The sequence below is a fragment of the Escherichia sp. MR genome, assembly GCF_005280595.1.
Taxonomy (GTDB): domain Bacteria; phylum Pseudomonadota; class Gammaproteobacteria; order Enterobacterales; family Enterobacteriaceae; genus Escherichia; species Escherichia ruysiae.
The window spans coordinates 1-355 of the sequence record NZ_SZVK01000137.1; the positions used below are offsets into that span (position 1 = coordinate 1).

The 355-nt window shown below is 57.5% G+C and carries 2 protein-coding genes; both read left to right on the forward strand.

All coding sequences use genetic code 11. From position 1 onward, the window contains the following. A partial coding sequence (locus tag FC814_RS22610; RefSeq protein ID WP_170967965.1) for a mannonate dehydratase occupies positions 1-153 on the forward strand: 153 nt, incomplete at its 5' end. An 80-nt stretch (positions 154-233) separates the two neighbouring features. After that, on the forward strand, positions 234-355 hold a 122-nt coding region (locus FC814_RS22615; protein WP_170967966.1), incomplete at its 3' end, for a hypothetical protein.

Consider the following 355-nt stretch of genomic DNA (forward strand, 5'->3'; position numbering starts at 1 on the left):
CTGATCCCGATGCGTCCGGACCACGGTCATCAGATGCTGGACGACCTGAAGAAGAAAACCAACCCAGGTTACTCCGCGATTGGTCGTCTGAAAGGCCTGGCCGAAGTTCGCGGTGTCGAACTGGCGATCCAGCGCGCTTTCTTTAGCCGTTAATATCCACCGGCATGGCTGCGCGCCGTGCCGGTTCCTTCTTCCTTGCCGTCACTCTCTGAAGACGGATTCTGGAGTTTACGATGACTACTATTGTTGACAGCAATCTGCCGGTTGCCCGCCCGTCATGGGATCATTCTCGTCTGGAATCACGCATTGTGCATCTCGGTTGCGGGGCGTTTCACCGCGCGCACCAGGCGCTGTA